Annotated in this window: 13 protein-coding genes and 1 tRNA gene; 6 read left to right on the top strand and 8 right to left on the bottom strand. The window is 71.7% G+C overall.

What is annotated here, in order from left to right:
• Window positions 1-53: 53 nt before the first annotated feature.
• Both BJ971_RS28350 and BJ971_RS28345 read right to left on the bottom strand, forming a co-directional pair.
• On the bottom strand, window positions 54-785 hold the full coding sequence (locus BJ971_RS28350; RefSeq protein ID WP_184996237.1) for a DUF4184 family protein: 732 nt from the start codon (window positions 783-785) through the stop codon (window positions 54-56).
• Between the two features lie 8 nt (window positions 786-793).
• On the bottom strand, window positions 794-1,237 hold the full coding sequence (locus BJ971_RS28345) for an Lrp/AsnC family transcriptional regulator (RefSeq protein WP_221478851.1): 444 nt from the start codon (window positions 1,235-1,237) through the stop codon (window positions 794-796).
• A gap of 138 nt (window positions 1,238-1,375) precedes the next feature.
• Here BJ971_RS28345 and BJ971_RS28340 point away from each other — a divergent pair, with 138 nt between their 5' ends.
• Together BJ971_RS28340 and BJ971_RS28335 are read left to right on the top strand one after the other, a co-directional pair.
• Complete coding sequence (locus BJ971_RS28340; protein WP_184996235.1) at window positions 1,376-2,560, top strand: trans-sulfuration enzyme family protein; 1,185 nt, start codon at window positions 1,376-1,378, stop codon at window positions 2,558-2,560.
• Between the two features lie 19 nt (window positions 2,561-2,579).
• Entirely contained in the window at window positions 2,580-4,922 is a 2,343-nt protein-coding gene (locus BJ971_RS28335) for a thiamine pyrophosphate-binding protein (RefSeq protein ID WP_184996234.1), read from the top strand.
• A 76-nt stretch (window positions 4,923-4,998) separates the two neighbouring features.
• Here the strand turns inward: BJ971_RS28335 and BJ971_RS28330 are convergent, their stop codons facing one another.
• The 3 genes from BJ971_RS28330 to BJ971_RS28320 are packed head-to-tail and all read right to left on the bottom strand — an operon-like array spanning window position 4,999 to window position 7,827.
• Entirely contained in the window at window positions 4,999-6,072 is a 1,074-nt protein-coding gene (locus tag BJ971_RS28330) for an acyl-CoA dehydrogenase family protein (RefSeq protein ID WP_184996233.1), read from the bottom strand.
• Window positions 6,073-6,088: 16 nt separating this feature from the next.
• Window positions 6,089-7,306 (bottom strand): hypothetical protein, encoded by a 1,218-nt coding sequence (locus BJ971_RS28325; RefSeq protein ID WP_184996232.1) that lies wholly within the window; start codon window positions 7,304-7,306, stop codon window positions 6,089-6,091.
• On the bottom strand, window positions 7,303-7,827 hold the full coding sequence (locus BJ971_RS28320) for a SigE family RNA polymerase sigma factor (RefSeq protein ID WP_239087847.1): 525 nt from the start codon (window positions 7,825-7,827) through the stop codon (window positions 7,303-7,305). Before BJ971_RS28320 ends, BJ971_RS28325 begins: the two co-directional genes overlap by 4 nt.
• Window positions 7,828-7,955: 128 nt before the next feature.
• Between BJ971_RS28320 and BJ971_RS28315 the strand changes: the two genes are divergently transcribed.
• Complete coding sequence (locus tag BJ971_RS28315) at window positions 7,956-8,342, top strand: DUF6394 family protein (RefSeq protein ID WP_184996231.1); 387 nt, start codon at window positions 7,956-7,958, stop codon at window positions 8,340-8,342.
• 13 nt (window positions 8,343-8,355) lie between these two features.
• Window positions 8,356-10,062, top strand: a complete 1,707-nt coding sequence (locus tag BJ971_RS28310) for a potassium channel family protein (RefSeq protein WP_203709729.1) — start codon at window positions 8,356-8,358, stop codon at window positions 10,060-10,062.
• Between the two features lie 22 nt (window positions 10,063-10,084).
• Here the strand turns inward: BJ971_RS28310 and BJ971_RS28305 are convergent, their stop codons facing one another.
• Entirely contained in the window at window positions 10,085-13,549 is a 3,465-nt protein-coding gene (locus tag BJ971_RS28305; protein ID WP_184996230.1) for a TIR domain-containing protein, read from the bottom strand.
• Here BJ971_RS28305 and BJ971_RS28300 point away from each other — a divergent pair.
• Window positions 13,533-14,006, top strand: coding sequence for a hypothetical protein (locus BJ971_RS28300; RefSeq protein WP_239087846.1), 474 nt, complete (start codon window positions 13,533-13,535; stop codon window positions 14,004-14,006). The two genes, BJ971_RS28305 and BJ971_RS28300, sit on opposite strands and share 17 nt — an antisense overlap.
• Before the next feature lies 1 nt (window position 14,007).
• On the opposite strand, the gene BJ971_RS28295 is transcribed toward BJ971_RS28300, so the two are convergent.
• Window positions 14,008-16,983: an AfsR/SARP family transcriptional regulator gene (locus BJ971_RS28295; RefSeq protein ID WP_184996228.1), complete on the bottom strand. Its 2,976-nt coding sequence runs from the start codon at window positions 16,981-16,983 to the stop codon at window positions 14,008-14,010.
• Between the two features lie 619 nt (window positions 16,984-17,602).
• Between BJ971_RS28295 and BJ971_RS28290 the strand changes: the two genes are divergently transcribed.
• Window positions 17,603-17,687 (top strand) — tRNA-Leu (locus BJ971_RS28290).
• 1,008 nt (window positions 17,688-18,695) lie between these two features.
• On the opposite strand, the gene BJ971_RS28285 is transcribed toward BJ971_RS28290, so the two are convergent.
• Window positions 18,696-19,043 (bottom strand): hypothetical protein, encoded by a 348-nt coding sequence (locus BJ971_RS28285; RefSeq protein ID WP_184996227.1) that lies wholly within the window; start codon window positions 19,041-19,043, stop codon window positions 18,696-18,698.
• Window positions 19,044-19,062: the final 19 nt, after the last annotated feature.

The following is a 19,062-nucleotide window of genomic DNA, read 5'->3' as shown; positions in this document are numbered from 1 at the left end:
ATCGACGCTGATCGCTGGCCCTACCGTGTCCCCGCCCGCCCATGACCGCAACTTCAGGCGGCCACCCGCCTGCGTGCCGACCAGACCGCGGCGACGGCGACGAGGCCGACGGCGCCCAGCGCCGCGCCCCGGGAGAACCCGATGAACAGCGAGTCGGTGAGCAGCCCGTACAGGAAGCCCGCGACCGCCGGGCAGAGGATCGCCGACCAGGCGAGCACGCGGGTACGCAGCGGCGGCACGTCGACCCCGGCGCGCACGGGTGCGCCGCGCCACCAGTGGACGACCCACGCGAGGATGATCACGGTCGCGGCGACGTCGCTGAAGCGCAGCATCCACTCCCAGCCCAGCAGCGGGCCGTGCCGCGCCTCCAGCCAGGGGACATGCTGGGTGCCCCACATCCAGTCGTGGGTGATGCTGTCCCAGGCGATGTGGGTCGCGGCGCCGATCAGCACCGCGACGAGCACGCGCAGGACCCGCCCGCCGGACCCGAGGTGATACGCGAGCCCGCGGGGGACGTCGCCGGGCAGCCGGGTGGCCAGGAACGCCGGCGAGATGGCGACCACGGCCGGGCCGAACAGCGCCTGCCACAGCGCGAAGGCGCCGGTGCCGAGCACCAGGTCGACGGTGATCAGCCCCAGCGACGTGTGCGCGAAATGGATCACCGCGGCGACCGGAACCAGCATCGTCAGGTCGGGTGTCATGGAGCCGATGACCAGGGCGGAGGCAGGCAGGCCGCGGCGGACGAACGGGAGCACGGCGGCCGGATGACCTGCGGTGAAAGGCACCAGCCATCCTACGTCGCGAGCACCCCCGCGCCGCCGCGCACCTCGAAGACCAGGTGCGTCTCGGTCTGGCGCACCACCCGGTGGCTGGTGACGTGCTGGAGCACGAAGTCGCGCAGCGCCTCGGCGTTCTCGACGGCGACGTGCAGGTAGAAGTCGTCGGCGCCGGCCACGTGGAAGGCCTGGATGACGCCCGGCGCGCTGACCAGTGCGTCGTACAGCTGGTTGACGTTTGTCATGGTGTGGCTGCCCAGCCGGACCATGATGATCGCTTGGAGGGGGTATCCCAGCAGGGCCAGGTCGAGCTGGGCCCGGGTGCCGGTGATGATGCCGGCCTCGCGCAGCGCCCGGACCCGGTAGGCGCAGGTCGACTCGGCCAGCCCGAGCCGGGCGGCGAGCGTCTTGTTGCTCACGTCGGCGTCCGTGGACAGCGTGCCGAGCAGCAGCCGGTCCACCTGATCGAGTTGCGGTTTCCCCAAGGTGATCGGCCCCCACACGCTCGTCGTTTCCTCGAAAACACGGGATCAGCCAGCAGGGCTGTGGAATTCACAATGAGTCTATGAAAAAGCTGCGTCTTCCGTAAGTCTGGCGGCATGCACAGCGATTCGGTTGCCGTGCACGCCGGCCGTGAGGACCTCACCGCGCTCGGCGTACACGCCCTGCCCCTCGACCTGTCGTCGACGAACCCGCTGCCGGACATCCTGCGCGGCGGCGAGTCCTACGAGAGCATGGCCACCGGCGGCTACCCCCTGCCGGACGGCGGCGCGGTCTACGCCCGGCTCTGGAACCCGACCGTCGCCCGGTTCGAGTCGGCGCTGGCGCGGCTGGAGCGGGCCGACACCGCCGTCGCGTTCGGCTCGGGAATGGCCGCGATGACCGCCGCGATCCTGGCGCACACGACAATGATCGGCCGGCGCCACGTGGTGGCCGTCCGCCCGCTCTACGGCGGCACCGACCACCTGCTCGCCACCGGCCTGCTCGGCGCGGAGGTGACCTTCTGCGAAGAGGCCGGCGTCGCCGGCGCCGTCCGCCCCGACACCGGCCTGGTCATCCTGGAGACCCCGGCCAACCCCACCCTGGACCTGGTCGACATCGCGGCCGTCGTCGCGCAGGCCGGCACCGTCCCGGTGCTCGTCGACAACACCTTCGCGACCCCGGTCCTCCAGAACCCGGTCACCCTCGGCGCCGCGATGGCCCTGCACAGCGCGACCAAGTACCTCGGCGGTCACGGCGACGTCGTCGCCGGCGTCATCGCCTGCGGCGAGGAGACCGCGTCCCGGCTGCGCCAGGTCCGCGCCGTCACCGGCGGCCTGCTCCACCCGCTGGGCGCCTACCTGCTGCACCGCGGCCTGACAACCCTGCCCATTCGGGTACGCGCACAGCAGGACAACGCGGTCCGTATCGCCGAGTGGCTGGCGGAGCACCCGGCCGTCGAACGCGTCTTCTACCCCGGCCTCGACGGCGACCCGCGTGGCCTGCTGAACCGGCAGATGCGCGGCACCGGCGCGATGATCTCCCTTGCGCTGCGCGACGGCTTTGAAGCGGCCGGGCGCATCACCGCCCGCACCAGGCTGTTCACGCACGCCGTATCCCTCGGCGGCGTAGACTCCTTGATCCAGCACCCGGCGGCTTTGACGCACCGCCCCGTCGCCCCGGAGGCTCGGCCCTCGGCCGGCGTGGTGCGCCTCTCGATCGGCCTGGAGCACGTCGACGACCTCGTCGAGGACCTCGACCAGGCCCTCGCCGCGGCCCGCACCCCTGTTCTCTCGGCCCGCTAGACCGACCTCGGAGAGACCGATGAACGACACGTCCACCGCCGCTCCCGGTGTCGAGGTCCTGCGGGTGATCGCCCGCCGCGTGCTGTGGCTCGCCGCGTCGATCGTGGACGCCGCCAACGCCGGGCGGCCCAACGACTCCGGGGTCAAGGTCGGCGGCCACCAGGCCTCCAGCGCCTCGATGGTCGACATCATGGTCGCCCTGTGGTTCGCCGAGCTGACCAGCCGGGACCGGGTGTCGGTCAAACCGCACGCCTCGCCCGTGCTGCACGCCATCAACTACCTGCTGGACGACCTCGACGAGTCCTACCTGCCGATGCTGCGCGCCAAGGGCGGCCTTCAGTCGTACCCGTCCCGGCTCAAGGACCCCGGCACCGTCGACTTCTCCACCGGTTCCGTCGGCATCGGGGCGACCGCCGCGCTGTGGGCGGCGATGGCACACCGCTACGTCGCGGCCCGGTTCCCCGACGTGCCCGCCGGCGGCCGTTTCGTCAGCCTGCTCGGCGACGCCGAACTCGACGAGGGAGCGATCTGGGAAGCGGTGATGGACCCGGCGGTCGCCAAGATGGGCGAACTGCTCTGGGTGGTCGACCTCAACCGCCAGTCCCTGGACCGCGTCGTCCCCGACATCCAGATCGCCAAACTCCAGGGCATGTTCGCCGCCGCCGGCTGGCAGGTCGTGATCCTCAAATGGGGACGCGTCATCTCGCGGCTGTTCGAACGCCCCGGCGGCCCGGCGCTGCGCGCCCGCCTCGAGGCGATGCCCAACGAGGAGTACCAGCGCATGCTGCGGGTCGACCCCGCACAGATCGCCGAACGCATCCTCGCCGGCGGCGAGGACACCGCCGACACCCCGGCACTCAAGGCCCTGCTGGACGAGATCGCGCCCGCCGACCTCGCCGCCGCCGTCCGCGACCTCGGCGGCCACGACCTGGGGTTGCTCGTCGACACGTTCGGCGGCGTCGACCAGGACCGCCCGTCCGTGGTCTTCGCGTACACCGTCAAGGGCCGCGGCCTGCCGACGGAGGGGCACCCCAACAACCACTCCGCGCTGCTCTCCGCCGCACAGATGGACGCACTCGCCGCCGTCTCCGGCATGGACCGCGAGTCACCCTGGCACCGCTTCGAGCCGCACACCGCCGCCGGCCGGCTCTGCCAGGAACGCGGCACCGCCCTGCGCCGCGAGCCCACCGCACCGACCGCGCCCGTCCCGGTACCGGCACAGCTCGGCCACGGCTACCGCAAGCCGATCAGCACCCAGGCCGCCCTCGGCCGCCTCCTGGCCGACCTGCCCCGCGACGCCCCCGAGGCCGCCGCCCGGGTCGTCACCTGCTCACCGGACGTCGCCTCCTCCACCAACCTGGGCGGCTGGATCAACAAGACCGGCGTGTGGTCGGTGGAGGAGAACCGGCACGACTGGTTCGCCGACGACGCCGAACGTGTGCTGCGCTGGCAGGAGCACGGCAAGGGTCAGCACATCGAGCTGGGCATCGCCGAGGTCAACCTCGTGTCGCTGCTCGGCGAGCTCGGCGTGACCTGGTCGCGCTGGGGTGAGCGGCTCATTCCCATCGCCACCATCTACGACCCGTTCGTCTCCCGAGCCCTGGAACCCTGGTCATACGGCATCTACGCCGGCGGCCAGTCGATCCTGGTCGGCACCCCGTCCGGGGTGACCCTGGCGCCGGAGGGCGGCGCGCACCAGTCCATCACCACCCCGTCGATCGGGCTGGAGCAGCCCGGCTGCGTCGCCTGGGAACCGGCGTTCGCGCAGGACCTGGAGTGGTGCTTCCTCCACGCTATGAGCCAGGTCGGCATCGAGGGCGGCACGTCCGCCTACTTCCGGCTCTCCACCCGGCCCCTCGACCCGGCCGGCGCCCAGGTGCCGGAGGAACCGTCTCTGCGCGACCGCCGCCGCCGGCAGGCCGTCGCCGGCGGCTACCGGCTGCCCGCCGCCCACCTCCCGCAGGACGAGGACGTCACCCTCGTCGGGGTCGGCGCGATCATGCCCGAGGTCATCGCGGCCGCGAACACCCTGGCCGCGGCCGGCGTCAGGGCAGGCGTCGTCTGCCTGACGAGTCCCGACCTGGTGTTCCGCTCGTTGCAGCAGCGGGACAGCCGGGACGCCGGGCTCGGCGGGGGCATCCTGAGCGAGCTGTTCCCCGCGGAGCACCCCGCGCCGCTGGTCACGGTCCTCGACGGGCATCCGCACACGCTGGCCTTCCTCGCGGCGGCCCGCGGTGACCGGATCCGCAACCTCGGCGTCACCACGTTCGGCCAGTCCTCGGGCCTCGCCGACGCGTACCGCCTGCACGGCATCGACACCGGCTCGATCATCGACGCGGCCCTGACCATGGCCGGCCGCTGACCTCCTACCGGCTAGAACTCCCCGCGGACAACCCGACCCGTAACAACGGTCCCCGACCGCCAGAACCGCGGCTGACTCAGCCGTGTGCGAGGCGGGTCAGCTGTGCGCGGCGGACGTCGGCGCTCTGACCTTGGACCAGGATGAACAGGGCGGAGCGGGCATGCAGCTGCGCGGTGTCGTCCCCGGCGAGGCCCCGGCCGGCGCGCGCGACGACAAGCGCACGGGTGAGCGTGGCGAGCGCCTCGCCGCTGGCGACCTTCGTGTCCAGCCGCTCCTGGAGGCGGTGCGGCCCACCGCCGTTGGCGGCCGCCTCGTCGGCGAGGGCGTAGGCCGTCTCGCGGATGCGCGCCACCCGCGGGCGCCAGGCGGTGGCGACCGCCTGGACGGCCGGGTCGGTGCTCTCCGCCAGCTCACGCAGGACCGCCTCGGCGAGTCCGAAGTGGTGGCCGCGCGCGTCGGCCGCGGCGGCGATGTCGTCGAACCTGGTCTGCTCCAGCGTCCGCCGGGAGATCACGTGATCGTCGGGGACGAAAGCGTCGTCGAGGATCACCCGCTCGGTCCGGCTGCCGGCCACGGCGGCCAGCTCGAGCGGAGCGGCCGCGCGGCTGTGACTGCCGACCCGCACCAGGGCGGTCACGACCGTCTCGGTGTGCCGCTCGACCGCGGCGACCGTCAGCGCCTCGTGCAGGCCCCAGCCGCTGACCCAGGAGATGGTCCCGCTGAAGACCCATCCGCCGTCGACGCGCCGGGCCGCGATGTAGCGCTTGGGGAAGGCGCGTACGTCGCTGATGCCGGCACCGAGCGGGATCTCGCCGGTGAGCGCCCGGCGGCCCAGCGGCGGCAGGGGATCCCGCGGTAGCCGGGCGGTCAGGGCGGCGTGCTGTGCCCACACCAGCCAGGTGTTGAAGCAGGCCGCCGCGATGATCTCGTGGATCCGGCGGTCGGCGTCGCGGTCCAGCTCCTTGCCGCCGTACCCGGTGGGGGCGAGGTGGTTGAGCAGGCCGAGCTCGCGCAGCTCCGCGATGCGCTCCGCGGTGACGCCCGACCGCTCGGTCCGCAGCGCGGCCGGGCGCAGCACCCGCTCGGCGTACTCCCGCACGGTGCGGACGAAAGGCCGGTCGTCGAGGGCCGTCGTGCCCGTGTCAGTCATGCTGCGCCGCCTTTTGTCAGTCGCGGAACTCGATGGTGAGTTCCGCCCGGTCGTTGGCCCCGTTCGGGTCGTTGTAGCCGTCCAGCGGCAGCACGTTGGTGTCCGGAACGAAGCCGATCCGGTAGCGCCGCGGTGAGTCGACCTTCAACGTAACCTTCCGGGTCGCGCCGCCGGCGAGTTTGGCGCCGGTGCAGAAGATGTCCTCCATCCCACCACCGGTCCAGGACGGATCCAGGGCGCAACCCTGTGGCGGGTCGACCAACCGCATGCCGTCCGAGATGACGGTCTGCGTCTTGTAGGCGATTGCCGAGCTACCGGTATTGCGCACCGTCAACGTCATCGAGCCGACGTAGTGGCCGTTCGCTCGCCTGGTCAGAACGAGGTCGGTACTGGTCAGCTCGAGATCCGTGGCGTACGGGTTGGTCGTGTCGGCCGCCGTTCCCCGCTGGACGAAGGCTGATCCGTTCCAGGCGAACGTCAGCCACTGCCGGGTGACGTACCGTTCGTCGGCCGACGAGGGATCGGCGCACCGCCAGGGCACCGGGAAGTCGGCGATCTCGATCTGGACCGCGCCGTTCGCGCCGGCGCGAACACCGCAGATGGCGACGATGTCGCCGGTCTGCCCGAGAACCGCGCCGATCGTGCGGACCTTGCCGCCGGTCGCGGGCGCGAACGCCACGACCTGCGACATGACGTCGTGCGGTTCGATCGTGCAGAAGATGCGAGCGAACGTCTCCGCCCGGCCGTCCCGATCGATGTCGGCGTACGAGACCCCGGCGATCCAGAGATTGACGTCGTCGACCACGGTGTCGCCGTCCTGGAACCGGACCGGGCCGCTCGCGCATCTCGCGTTGCTCTTCTCGGCAGGCCACCCGGGCAGGTCGAGCTCGGCCGAGTAGAGCGCCGCCTCGCTGATGCCGCCCTCCGGAGCCTCCGTCGACGGATGGGTGCTCTGGCCCGGTCCGACGTAGTAGGGCATGGCGGAGACCTGCGGGACGATCACCGGAGTGCCCGTCACCGGGCCGTGCGGGTCGCCGCTCAACGCGGCCTCGGCAGTCGGCGGGATCGCGACGGCCAGGGCGGCCAGCGCCCCGATCACGACGCGCCGGTTGCGCCTGCGGGTGCGCACGCTCTCCCGGGTGCGGTCGGCGCCGGCAGGCTTCACCAGGGCGGCCGCCTGGCCGCGGAACTCGTCGAAGGCGGCGGCCAGCGGATCGTGCTGGAGGTTGGTCATGCCTGGTCCTCCGTCTCGGTGAGGCGGGCGGCCAGCGCCGCGCGGCCACGATGCAGCCACGCCTTGACGGTTCCCTCGGGCACACCGAGCTGGTGCGCGATGTCCCGCACCGACTGGTCGGCGAGGTAATGCAGGATCACCACCCGGCGATGCCGGGCGGGCAGGGTCGCGAGCGCGCCGGCCAGCGCCACCCGGTCCGGGCCGGGTTCAGGAACATTCTCCACGCGGTGCTTACGCAGGAAGAGCGCGGCGGTGCGGGCACGGCGCCACTGACTTGTCGCCAGATTCCAGGCGACCCGGCGCACCCAGGCCAGGGGGTCGTCCAGTGCGGACAGCCGCTCCCAACGGGTCAGCGCGCGGCAGAACGCCTCCTGCACCACGTCCTGAGCGCTGTGCAGATCACCGGTGTACGCGTAGAGCTGGATCGTCAGCGACTGGATGTGCGCGGCGTAGAAGCCGTCGAAGTCCACCTCGGACGGCCGACCGGGATCGACGTCCCGAGCATGGCGCACATCGACCACGATGCCACCTCCCTCCCGTGACGCCCGGTGGCCCGGCCGCTCAGAGTTACACGTTCGGCGCCCGGCTCCGGTTACAGCGAGGGTGACAGAATCGGGCTAGCGTGGGTCTTCGACCCCGGGAGCCGCGCATGAGTCTCGAGAAGGTGATCTTCGGCTTCTTCGTGCTGCTGGCCGCGACGCTCAACTTCGGGTTCTTCATCGGCGACATGTCCGACCCGTCGTTGCACAACGTCTATGAGTTGTTCGCCGCGATCGTGGTCAGCCTCATCGCGACCGTGCTGAAGTTCGGCGACCGTACCCAGATCGGCGCGGTGCACCTGGCCACCAGCCTCGTCGCCGACCTTCAGCTGATCGCCGCCGCGCTGGTCTGGGGGTATGCCACCCAGATCGCGTCGAGCGGCCTCGACGGGGCGGCGATGGCCAGCGTGGTGTCGCTGTCCGGTGGCGCGCTGCTGGCCAACCTCGTCTCGGTCGTGCTCCTGGTGATCGAGACAGTGTCGTTCCAGCGCCGGTGACGGGGGAGGGGCCGTGGCGGAGACGTCGTCCACCGTCTTCTTCCTGATCCTGCGCCGGATGCGGGCGCCGCTGATCGTCCTGATCACGATCTTCGCCGTCAGCGTGCTCGGCCTGACCCTCATCCCCGGCCGGGACGCCGCCGGGCAGCCCACCCGGATGGGGTTCTTCGACGCCTTCTACTTCATGAGCTACACGGCGACCACCATCGGGTACGGCGAGATCCCCCATCCTTTCACCGACGCACAGCGGCTGTGGGTGATGGCCACCATCTACCTCACGGTGATCGGGTGGGCGTACGCCATCGGGTCGCTGCTCACGTTGATGCAGGACCGGGCGTTCCGGCAGGCGCTGGGGCTGCAACGCTTCATCCGGAGGGTGAGCCGGCTGCGCGAGCCGTTCCTGTTGATCGTCGGGTACGGGCAGACCGGGCAGTTGCTCGGCCACTCGCTGGACGCCATCGGCCGGCGCTTCGTCGTGCTCGACGTGTCCGGGGAACGCGTCAACGCGCTCGACGTCGACTCGTACCACGCCGACGTACCCGGGCTGGCCGGAGACGCCGGCGATCCGCACACCCTGGCCGTCGCCGGTTTGGAACACCCCCGGTGCGAGGGAGTGCTGGCGCTCACCGACAACGACGAGGTCAACCTGGTCGTCGCGATGACCGCCGCCCTGGTACGGCCGGACCTGCCGGTCGTCGCCCGGACCGTCTCGCCGGCGATCGAGCACCGGATGCGTGCCTTCGGCTCGCCGGCGGTCGTCAACCCGTTCGACCGCTTCGGCGACCACCTGGGGCTCGCACTGCGTTCACCCGCGTCGTACCGGCTGATGTCCTGGCTGGAGAGCGGCCCGGGCGCCGATCTGCCCGACCCGGGCCGGCTGCCGACGGCGGGCGGCTGGGTCCTGTGCGGCTACGGCCGCTTCGGCAGGAAGCTCACCGAGGACCTGCGCGCCGAGGGCCTGGACGTGATCATCATCGACCTGAAGCCGGACGTCCCGGCGGGGACCACGATCGTCGTGGGCGACGCGTCCGAGCCCGCGGTGCTGGCGCGCGCCGGCCTGGAGCGGGCGGTGGGCTTCGTGGCCGGCACCGACAACGACACGACGAACCTGTCCCTGATCGTCGCGGCCCGCCGGATCAACCCCGCGCTGTTCATCGCCTCGCGGCAGAACCGGCCCGCCAGCGCACCGCTGTTCGCGGCGATGGACGTCGACCGGTTGCTGGTGCCGACCGAGATGGTGGCGCGGGAGATCTACGCGCAGTTGAGTACCCCGCTGCTGTGGCGCTTCCTTCAGGAGATGCCGGCGCGCGGTGACGACTGGGCGGCAGAGGTCATCGACCGCCTCCGGCAGCAGTGCGGCCGGCGCCTCGGCAGCGTCTGGAAGGTCACCCTGACCGGTACCGACGCGCCCGCGCTCGGGTCCTGGCTGCGCGCGGGCGACGGCCGGCTCGGGGACCTGCTGAGGAGCCCTCAGGACCGGAGCCGGCCCCTCGCCGCCGTGCCGCTGCTGCTGCAACGGGACTCCGAGTGCATCCTCGGCCCGGACGGCGATGCCACCCTGGCGCTCGGCGACCAGCTTCTGTTCGCCGGGAGGCCCTCGGCGCGCCGGTACCTGCTCGACACCATGACCCACCACGCCGTCAGCGAGTACGTCCTGACCGGACGGTCCGTCCCGTCGGGCTGGCTGTGGCAATGGGTGACGGGCCGGGTGATCCGCTGACCACTACGGCACCGTCGCGCCGTCAGCCGGTACAGGTGCGCCGGTACGGGATCTCGGGAATGTAGTGGGCCCATTCGCCGGTGTCGAGGCCGTGGCCGGTCATCGCGCAGGCATATTTGGCCGGGTCCGCGACGATGCTGTTCATCTCCGCGTAATTCCACAGCGTGATGGTCGCGCTCGAGCTGTCGGCGTTGGCGGCGACGGCCAGGGTGCGCCCGTCGCGCTTGAACAGCATCCCCTGCACCGTGTTGCCGCGGCCGCGCATCGAGACGAGCCGGACCGGTGCGAGCGGGTTGGCGGTGCTCCACAGGAACAGTTCGTCGCTGCTGTCTCCGGTCGCCAGGGTGCGCCCGTCCGGGCTGAAAGCCACCGCGGTCACCGGCTGGCCGTGGTCGGTCAGCGTGGCACTCCGGCGCGGATGGGCCCGGTCGGTGACGTTCCACAGCATTGCTGTCTTGTCCTTGCTGCCGCTCGCCAGGGTGCGCCCGTCCGGGCTGAAAGCCACCGACAGCGCCGCTTCTCGGTGGCCGGCCATCGTGCCGAGCTGGGCGGGTGCGGAGCGGTCGCTCACATCCCACAGCGTCAGGGCCGGATCGAAGCCGCCGGTGGCCAGAGTGCGTCCGTCCGGACTGAAGGCCACCGCGGGTCCGAAGCCGCCGCTCAGCGTGGACAGCAGGGCGGGACGGGTACGGTCGGTGACGTTCCACAGCAGCAGCCTGGTGTAGTCGGCGACGACGGCGAGGGTGAGCCCGTCCGGGCTGAACGCCATCGCGTTCGCTCCGGACTGCCTGACCGAGCCAAGAGTCACCACCGGCTGTTGCGGGCGGCTCACATCCGTCAGCGTCAGCAGCGAATCCCGTCCGACGGCCGCCGCGATGCGGCCGTCGGGGCTGAACGTCACAGACCTGACATCTGCGCCGCGGATGGTCAGGTCGGTGTCCCGGACCGGGCGGGCAGGGTCGCTGACTTGCCAGGAGTTCGCCCTGCCGTCGGAGCCGGCGGCGACCAGGGTACGTCCGTCCGGTCGCAGCGCCGTCGCCCGAATCGGCGCAGCAGCGGAGACGGTGAGCGCGGCGAGCGGGTCCGGACCACCGAAGGGCCTGATGCTCCAGAAGGTCGCCGTCTCGGAGCTGTCGCCGGTGACCAGCCTTTCCCCGTCCGGATCGAAGGAGACCGTGTTGATCAGGCCGGTGGTCCGCACGGTGCTGACCAGCGTGGGCTTCGTCCCGCCGGTCATGTCCCACACCATCGCCATACCCGTGTTGTGGCCGACGGCGGCCAGATAATGTCCGTCCGCGCTGTACTCGAGCGTGCTGAGAGTGGCAAGGCCGCGCAGCGCCAGGAACGACGGGTCGTCCGGGTCCGTGTCCCCGGGGTCCGGGTCCTCGGGGGGAAAGGTCGGCGGCACAGGCTGATCTTGCATGATCCGGGCGGTAGCCCGATGCCTCAGGTCGAGCAGAGACACCTTGTTGCCCCCGCCCCCGATCGCCAGTGTCGACCCGGATGGATCGAGCGCGATCGTGGTTCCGCCCACGCTGGGGATTGTGCGGACACTGAAGGGGTCGGCCCGATCGGTCACATCCACGACGGCCACGTCTACGCTCTGGTTCACGAACAAAGTGCGTCCGTCCGGGCTGAACACAAGGTCCTTCACCTGGGCAATGCGCGTCGAGTGGGGCATGACGTACGTGCCGAGCTGCTCGGGCCGGGACCGGTCGGCCAGGTCATACAGGTTCGTGGTCCCCAAGCCGTTGCCCACGGCGAGGGTGGTCCCGTCCCTGCTGAACGCCACCAGGTGCGGGTACTCGTCGCTCGGCAGCACGACGAGCCGGACCGGATGGGAGCGGTCGGCCACGTCCCACAGGACCGCCACCTCCTGGTCGACAACGGCCAGGGTCCGCCCGTCCGGGCTGAACGTCAGGGAGGCGTCTGTCGTGACCGGATCGCTGAGCGTGCCGATCCGGGCCGGATTCGTCGGGTCGGTCACGTTCCACAGCACCACCCTGCGGTCGAGGCCGACGACCGCCAGGACGCCGTCCGGCCCGTACTCGGCCGATGTCACGTCTGGGATCCTGCCGGCGTAGCTCGTCGCTGTGACGAGGCTGGTGACTTCCCCGCGGGTCTCGATGTCGGGCAGGAGCGCCTGGGCGGCCGCCCCCAGCATCAGGGCCGTCTTCGGTTCGCTGACGATCGTCGCCTTGGCCTGACTGGTCAGCCGCCGACTGATCGCGATCCGCTGCTGGTGGTCCGCCTTGGCCTGCTGCTTGGCGGCTTCCTCAGCCGCCTTCTCGGCCGCGCGCCGGTTCTCCTCGGCGATCTTCGCCAGCCGCTGGGCCTCCGCCTCCAGCCGCTGCGCCTCCTGCTCCAGGTCCTGCGCCCGCTGCGCGGCCTCGTTCGCCAGCCGCTGTTGTTCCCGGGTCCGCCTCGCCGCCTGATCGGCGATCCGCTGCTGTCGCCGTGCCTCGGCCTTCGCCTGGTCCGCCAGCCGCTGCCCCTCCTGCGCCAGCCGCTCCGACCGCTCCGCCTCGGCCGCCGCGGCCGTCGCCAGGGCCTGCTGCTCGCGCGCCGCCTCCTGCTGCCGGCTCGCCTCCGCCTGCTGCCGGCTCGCCTCCTCGGCGGACCGCTCGGCGCTGCTGCGCTGCGTCTCCGCCGCCTGCTGCTGACGCAACGCCTCCGCCGCCGCGGCCGTCGCCCGCTCCGAGTTACGCACCGCCGACACACTGGTCAGCGCCGCCAGCAAGGTCAGCACCACCAACGTCGCCACCGCACCGGACCGCAGCCGGCGGGCCCGGCGATGCTGCCGGACGTCCTCACCCTCCAGCTCGTCCTTGCTCACCCCGTGCATCGGCGCCGCCAGCTGGGCGATCGCGTCCCGGAAACGGGAATGCTGCAGGCTCAGATGCTCGCTGCCGCGCGCCCACCGCAGATCCAGGAACAGCGGCTCCTCGGCGAACACCCCCCGCAGCGCCTCGGGCACCGCCGTCGAGTCCTCGGTGAAGTCGTGACGCTCCCGATCCCACTCCCACTCACCGTCGGTCACCACCGGCAGGATCCGATCCGCCGACTTCGTCGCGATCCAGTGCTCGATCTCCTTGTTCACCCAGTGCGACTGCGCGGCCTCGGGACAGGAGAGCAGCACGAAGTACTCCGAGCCGTCCAACGCGGTCTGGATCGACGACCATAGCCCCGGCGTCACCGCCAGACCGGTCTGATCTCGGAAGATCCACAGGGCGCGCCGTCGATGCCAGGGCTTGGCCAACCTGTGCAGACCTCGCTGCACGGCGGGAGCCAGCCGCCCGTCCGCGGCATGACTGTACGAAATAAACCCATTGAAGGTCATTGCAGGTCCCCCGACGGTCGGCGCGTACGGCGACGACAGATTGTGCCCTGTCTCTGCCCCCATGAGAAAGGCGGGAGACCGTATCGTCATGGTGCGCTCGAGCTGGACGAGCCCTGGTACGGAGGTCGATGTGCGATTCGGTGTCACCGGTCATCGAATTCTCCCGCCGGCCATCGTCGACCACGTGGTGGACCATTGGCGCCGGGTGCTGCCCGCCGGGACCCGGCTGCACGGGGTGTCGAACCTCGCCGATGGCGCTGACCAGCTGTTCGCCACCCAGATCCTGGCGGCCGGCGGCACCCTTGAGGTGGTGCTGCCGTGCGAGGGCTACGCCGGATCGCTGATCGCGGACGACAGCCGGGCGCGGTTCGAGGACCTCAGGCGAGCGGCAGTGACGGTGATCACTATGCCCTACCCGGAGCCCAGCGAGCACGCCTTCCTCGCCGCCGGTCAGGCCCTGGTGGAGCGCTGCGATCATCTCTTCGCCGTCTGGGACGGCCGCCCGGCCCGCGGCCTGGGCGGAACCGCGGACATCGTCGCCTATGCCCGGGCCCGTGGACTCCCGGTCACCGTGCTGTGGCTGGACGGCGTCCTCCGCGCCTGACCTAGGACGAGGACGCGGGAGATCCGAGGCTCGGCGCGGCGGGCACCGCGAGGTCGGCGAAGATGCGCCGGGCGAGCTCCAGGTTCGCCCCGTCGCCGTCTGTGGCAGCGATGCCGTCGTGAGCGCGGGCCTGCTCGTACCGGTCGCCGATCTCCCGGGCCAGGACCAGCGCCTGGTCGTGCTGGGTGCGGGCCTCCGCCGCGTCGCCCGCGGCGCGCAGAACCTGGCCGAGGTCGTTGAGCGCCTCGGCCTCGCTGGCCCGGTCCCCGATCCGCCGGTGCAGGACCAGGGCCCGGCGCAGATGACCGGCGGCGTCGGCGAGCCGGTCACCGCGGGCGTAGACCGCGGCGAGATCGGTCAACACGTACGCCTCAGCGGTACGGTCCTCGGCCTGCCGCACCGCGGCGAGGCTCTGTTCGAGCTGCAAGGCGGCCCGTTCGAGCTGAGCCGGCCGGCGGGACAGCCGCGCGAGCAGGGAGAGCGCGTACGCCTCGCTGAACCGGTCGCCGAGCCGCGCGGAGAGTTCCAGGGCCGCCTGGAGCCGCTCCGTCGCCTGCGCCTCGTCGCCGAGCCGGGCGTCGACCAGCCCGAGCCGTACCAGGGCGTCGGCCTGCCCGGCCTCGTCGCCCAGCTGCCGGTGGTGTGACCAGGCCCGCTGATAGTGGTCCGCGGCCCGCCGGTAGTCGCCGAGTCGCCAGTGGACGCTGCCCAGGTTGCGCAACGCCACCGCCTCGGCGGCGCGCTCGCCGAGGTCGGCGTAGAGCGCCAGGGCCTGCCGGTAGGTCTCGGCCGCCTCGTCGAGGCGACCCTGCCGCCGGTGCAACCGGCCCAGATCGGACAGTGCCCGGGCCTGCGCCGCCCGGTCCCCGACGGCCCGCGCCGCCGAAACGGCGGACGCGGTGACGGTGACCGCCTCGGCGACCGGCCCGCCGGCGTCGAGATAACGGAACAGGGTTCCCGCCAGGTCGATAGCGTGCCGATACCAGCCGTGTGCGGCGCCGTACGTGCAGGCGGCGGCCAGGTTGGGCCGTTCGGCCTCGATCCAGTTCCGGGCCGTGTCCGGATCACCCGCGGCCGCGGCGTGCTCCGGGTAGAGCGCGTCCATCGCCGCGACGGAACCGGCCAGATAATGATCGAAGAGCCGGGTCAGCGCGGCCTTGCGGTCCGGCGCGGCGTCGTGCGCCGTCGCGAGTTCCGCCGCGTACGCCCGCAGCAGATCGTGCATGCCGTACCGCCCGCCGCGCCCGACGTGAATCAGGCTGGCGCGGACCAGCACGCCGAGCAGCCGCCGGGCCTCGCCGACGTCCGTGCCGGTCAGCTCCGCAACGGCCTCGACGTGCACGCTGTCGCCCGGATGCAGCCCGAGCAGCCGGAACGCCCGCGCCGCGTCGGCCGGCAGATGTTGGTACGACCAGGAGAAGACGACCCGGACCGCCGCACGCGGATCGCCACCCGCGTCGAGCAGGTCCAGCCGCAGCCGGTGATCGCCCAGCTCGGCGACGAGCTCGGCCAGCGAGACATCGGCACGCGCCGCCGCCAGCTCGGCGGCGATCCGCAGCGCCAGCGGCAGCCGGGCACACGCCGCGGCCAGGTCCGCCGCGACCGACGGCTCGTGGTCCACCCGCACGCCGATCAGCCGCCGCAGCAGCCCCACCGCGTCCGCCGGCGGAAGCAGATCCAGACTGACCCGCTCGGCGCCGTGTACCGCCACCATCCCCGGCAACGAGTCCCGGCTGGTGATCAGCACCAGGCAGGAACCGGTGCCCGGCAGCAGCGGCCGTACCTGCTCCACCGAGGAGGCGTTGTCGAGCAGCACGAGCATCCGCCGCCCGGTCAGCTCCGACCGGTAGCGGCCGGCACGCTCCTCGACCCCCGGCGGAATCTCCGGCCCCCGCACGCCGAGCGCGGTCAGGAACGAGGCAAGCACGTCGGCGACCGCCACCGGCTGCTCGGCGTCGTAGCCGCGCAGGTTCACGTACAGCTGCCCGTCGGGAAAAGCCTCCCGGACGCGGTGCGCCCACCGGACGGCCAGGGCGGACTTGCCCACTCCGGCCGTACCGGAGAGAAGAGCGACGGTCAGCGGCGGCTCGTCGCCGTCGGGCGGCGCGAGCAACCGGTCGAGCGCGGCGAGCTCCCCGGTACGCCCGGTGAAGGCGCGCACGTCCGCCGGCAGTTGCGCCGGCACCGTCGTGGGAGCGGCAAGCTGGACACCCGGGCCACGGGCGTCACCCACCGGGACGTCCAGGGTGGGGTCGGCGGCGAGGATCCGCTCGTGCAGCCGGCGCAGCGCGGTGCCAGGATCGCTGCCGAGTTCGTCGGCGAGCCCCCGGCGGATCCGCCGGTACTGCTCGTCGGCGTCGGCCTGCCGACCGCACCGGTAGAGGGCGAGCATCGACTGCTCGGCCAGCCGCTCATCCAGCGGATACTCGGCGGCCGCGGCGGACAGGGCGGGCAACAGCTCGCCATGCCGTCCCAGCCGGAGCAACACGTCGTTACGGTCCAGCTCGGCGGCGAACCGCTCGTTGAGCAACAGCCGCCGCGTCGAGTCCAGCCACGGAGTGTCCAGGCCGGCGAACGGCTCGCCACGCCACAAGGCCAGCGCCTCAGTTATCAGATCCGTGGCCGCTTGGTCCGACTCCGACGCCCGCGCCGCCGTGATCAGCCGACGGAAGCGATGGAGATCCACCGTCTGCGGGTCGACGGTCAGGACGTACCCGCTGGGCTGACGCTCGATCGCCGCCTCGGCGCCGGCGACGGCCCCCCGCAACCGGGACAGGTAGCTGTAGAGCGCACCGGCGGCCCGCTGCGGGGCGTCCTGCCCCCACACCCGGTCGATCAGCTGGTCGACCGTGACCGGCCGACCGGCCTCGACCAGGAGAACACCGAGAACGCACCGCTGCCGAGCATGTCCGAGAACGATCGACCGGCCGTCGATCCGGGCCTCCACCGCGCCGAGAACCCCGAACTCCGCCGCCAACTGACCTCAGCACACCCTTCGCCCAGATGGGTCCCACCAGGGGATTCAAGATAACAACAAGGAACAACATCATTGTCCCATGCTTCGCACAAGGTCCGTCGACGACCATTGATCTCGTTGCAGGGATAAGGTCGCCCTCGCCCGGTTACGCGGAGCGTTACGGGGGAATCGGGACGTCAAGGTGAGACCAAGAGCGACGGGCGACCTTCCCTTCGACAAAAGCTCCACCCGGCCCAGAACGTCCCCGCGTCGCGGGTGCCGCCGGTACGGCGTGCGAACCGCTGGTCTCAGGCCCACCCCCAGCGACTCCGCCGGTTCGGCCGGAGCCCCCACCCGCCGGCGCGCTGCGCCGACCGGACGCGCCGCAACCGCCGGCGCCGGGCTCGCCGCAAGATCTCCCGCGACTACGCCTGCCACGCGACATCGCGTACCCGCCGGCCGCTACATCCGGCCGGAGTCGCCCACCGATCCGATGGACCGATTCCTCCCCCCGGCGCGACGGGGTGGCCCGGGTTCGGGTCCGGTGGCGGGCCGTGTAGAGTTCTCTCCTGTGCGGCCCGCCGGGCAGCCGATTGTCGGTGTAAACCGCAGGTCGGCTCGGTTAGGCTGAGCAAGGCAAGTCCGGGTGGCGGAATGGCAGACGCGCTAGCTTGAGGTGCTAGTGCCCTTTATCGGGCGTGGGGGTTCAAGTCCCCCCTCGGACACGTTAACCCCCACCAGAGTCATCCCATCGAGGGACGGCTGTGGTGGGGGTTACCTGTTTCTCCAGGTCGATCGGTTCCAGGCTGAGTGTGTCCAGGCCGCAGGCGATGACCGCGCCCCGGGCTCGGAGATGGGCGATCAGGTCGTCCGTGCCGGCCAGGATTGGCAGCTCGCCGGAGTAGCTCAAGCGGTAGAGCATGGCGTCGATGATTCGCCGTTCGGACCAGTACACGTTCCGCCCGTGGTGGTCGTGTAGTCGGGCGCTGGTACGGCCGTACCGGCAGCGGTAGCCGGCCCGGCCGTGAACCCAGTGAGCTTTCCAGACGCCGACCACTGACCGCGCAGATCATCAGCCCGGTCAGCCGGTAGGTGCGGACGGCCTCACCGGTGGGGGCAGGGATCGCGGTGACCTGCTGTGCGGCCAGGAAGTCGGCCTCGCTGACCAGGGCGGGATGCGCCGGCTGCTGGGAGATCACCCATTCGCTGCGCGGGTTCCAGGCGCGAGTAGGTCCTTGGCTGGTGCGCTTGTCGCCGGGGATCGTCTCGTGGTGGTCGGTGCGCTGCCGGTTCCACACCTGTCAGCCGGTGTAGCGCGGGTTGGCGAGGATCTCCGAGACCGTGCGCACTGTCCAGGCCGTGCCGGCGCGATGCCTGTTGCGCTCGGGATCGTGGGCTGCCGGGGGACGGGATGTTGCGTTCGTTGAGGGCCCCGGGCGATGCCCGCGGTGCTGGCTCCGGCGAGCCTGCGGGCGAAGATCCACCGCACGTGTGGGGCCGTGACCGGGTCGGGGTCCAGGCGGTGCAGGCGCCGCCCCCACCGGGCGCGGATCCGGTTTGGGTGCGGGCCGGCGTTCATAGGCGATAACCGTAGGGAGGCCGGCCACCGAGGTGGCGGCCCTGTTCCCGGGCCTGAGCACGCATCGCGTTGGTGGTCCGCCGTCGCGCCCGCAGCACTTCGCGTGCGGACTGGTGCCCGAGCAACATGAGCAACGCGCGGTGGGCCGGGTCGTCTAGGTCGACAGGCCCATCGAATTCCGGCAGCCACACCGCCACGCCGTGCACGCGCGCAGGTACGGGATGATCTGCAGGGCTTGTCGACCGGTGAACGCCCGCTCGTATTCGCCGATCACCACGGCGTCGAAGCGGCGATCCGACTGTGCCGCTTCGGCGAGCAACTCCGCAGCTCCGGGCCGCTCGTGCCAGGACAGGTTGCGGGAGTATCCGGTGTCGAAGAACTCGACAGCGATGCGGCCCTGGCCCTCGATCGGGCGGGCTTCGAGGTCGAACTGCCACTGCCGTGACGACGCCGGATCCTGGTAGCCGTCGGTGGAGATCCGCCCGTAGAACGCAAACCGCACCTCACGGTCACGTTGCACA

It is taken from the genome of Amorphoplanes digitatis (assembly GCF_014205335.1).
GTDB classification, from domain to species: Bacteria; Actinomycetota; Actinomycetes; order Mycobacteriales; family Micromonosporaceae; genus Actinoplanes; species Actinoplanes digitatus.
Note: the sequence above shows the minus strand (reverse complement) of the source record. Positions and strands in the feature narration are given on the sequence as shown.

Excerpts from the sequence above, each read along its gene's own strand:
- BJ971_RS28340 (WP_184996235.1), top strand. The coding sequence starts at position 1,376 with ATGCACAGCGATTCGGTTGCCGTGCACGCCGGCCGTGAGGACCTCACC.
- BJ971_RS28335 (WP_184996234.1), top strand. The coding sequence starts at position 2,580 with ATGAACGACACGTCCACCGCCGCTCCCGGTGTCGAGGTCCTGCGGGTG.
- BJ971_RS28330 (WP_184996233.1), bottom strand. The coding sequence starts at position 6,072 with ATGACTGACACGGGCACGACGGCCCTCGACGACCGGCCTTTCGTCCGC.
- BJ971_RS28325 (WP_184996232.1), bottom strand. The coding sequence starts at position 7,306 with ATGACCAACCTCCAGCACGATCCGCTGGCCGCCGCCTTCGACGAGTTC.
- BJ971_RS28315 (WP_184996231.1), top strand. The coding sequence starts at position 7,956 with ATGAGTCTCGAGAAGGTGATCTTCGGCTTCTTCGTGCTGCTGGCCGCG.